The sequence below is a fragment of the Nonomuraea maheshkhaliensis genome (genome assembly GCF_039529435.1).
GTDB lineage: Bacteria > Actinomycetota > Actinomycetes > Streptosporangiales > Streptosporangiaceae > Nonomuraea > Nonomuraea maheshkhaliensis.
Map to the genome: position 1 here is coordinate 1 of NZ_BAAAMU010000296.1, position 1,806 is coordinate 1,806.

The window sequence follows — 1,806 nt, forward strand, 5'->3', positions numbered from 1 at the left end:
GGCTCCCGTCCTACATGGTCCCGGCCGCGATCGTCGTCCTGGACGCGCTGCCGCTGAGCCCCAACGGCAAGCTCGACCGCAAGGCCCTGCCCGCCCCCGACCACTCCGCACAAGCCGGCCGCGCCCCGGCCGACCTGCGCGAGGAGATCCTCTGTGCCGTGTTCGCCGGTGTACTCGGCCTCGACAGCGTCGGCGTGGACGACGACTTCTTCGCCCTCGGCGGCCACTCGCTGCTGGCGGTGCGGCTGGTCAGCCGGGTGCGGTCGGCGCTCGGGGTCGAGGTGCCGTTGCGGGCGTTGTTCGAGGCGCCGACGGTGGCGGGCCTGGCGGCCCGGCTGAACGACGCCGTCGCCGCCCGCCTGCCGCTCACCCCCGGACAACGGCCCGAACGGGTCCCGCTGTCGTTCGCGCAACGCCGGCTGTGGTTCCTCGGCCAGCTCGAAGGGCCGAGCGCCACGTACAACGTGCCGATCGTGCTGCGGCTCGCGGCAGAAGTGGACCAGGAGGCCCTCGGTCACGCGCTGCGGGACGTGGTCGGCCGCCACGAGGTGCTGCGCACGGTCTTCCCGGTCGCGGACGGTGAGCCGTACCAGCACGTCATGGACCTCGACGAGCTCGACTGGAGCCTGTCGATCACCGAGCTGCCGTCGTCCGAGCTGGACGCCGCCGTCACCCGGGCCATGGGGCACGCCTTCGACCTCACCGCGGAGGCGCCGATCCGGGCCTGGCTGTTCGACGCGGGACCGGACGAGCGGGTCCTGGCCGTGGTGATCCACCACATCGCGGGTGACGGCTGGTCGCGGGCGCCGCTGGCCCGCGACTTCTCCCTCGCGTACGCGGCCCGCCGCGAGGGCCGGGCCCCGGTGTGGAGCCCGATGCCGGTCCAGTACGCCGACTACGCGCTCTGGCAGCGGGAACTGCTCGGCGACGAGGACGACCCGGACAGCCTGATGTCCCGCCAGGTCGCCTACTGGCGGGATGCCCTGGCGGGGGCGCCGGAGGAGCTGGCGCTGCCGTTCGACCGGCCGCGTCCCGCCACCGCCTCCCACCGGGGGCACAGCGTGCCCTTGACGGTTCCGGCCGAGGTGCACGCGCGGCTGGTCGAGGTGGCCAGGGCCGAGGGCGTGACCGTGTTCATGGTGCTGCAGGCCGCCTTGGCGGTGCTGCTGTCGCGGCTCGGCGCGGGCACCGACATTCCGATCGGATCGGCGAACGCGGGCCGTACGGACGCGGCACTGGAAGACCTCATCGGCTGCTTCGTCAACACGCTGGTCGTACGGGCCGACCTGACCGGCGACCCCGCATTCCGCGACCTGCTGGGCCGGGTGCGGGAGCGCAGCCTGTCGGCGTTCGCGCACCAGGACGTGCCGTTCGAGCGGCTGGTGGAGGAGCTGGCCCCGTCGCGGTCGATGGCGCGGCACCCGCTCTTCCAGGTGGTGCTCACCAAGGGCGACACCGTTGACGCCGTACTGGACCTCCCCGTCATCCGGCCGGGAGCCCCGTCGGCGGGGGAACGGGCGGCCAAGTTCGACCTCGACGTGATGGTGAGCGAGGCGTTCGACAGGGGTGCTCCGGCCGGGGTGCGGGGTTCGGTGACGGTCGCCACGGACCTGTTCGATCCGGAGTGGGCCGAGCGGATCATGCGTTACTGGGTACGCGTGCTCGACCTGGTCAGCACCGACCCGGGCACCCGGCTGAGCGGTGTGGACCTGCTCGGGGAGGACGAGCATCGGGCTCTCGCAGAGTGGAACCGCACGGCGACCGGTGAGCTTGCGACGCCGGTGGTGGAGCTGTTCGAGGCGCAGG

The 1,806-nt window shown here is 73.1% G+C and carries 1 protein-coding gene; it reads left to right on the plus strand.

The window, feature by feature from the left end; genetic code table 11:
• A partial coding sequence (locus ABFX54_RS56465; protein ID WP_346115587.1) for a condensation domain-containing protein occupies positions 1-1,806 on the plus strand: 1,806 nt, incomplete at both ends.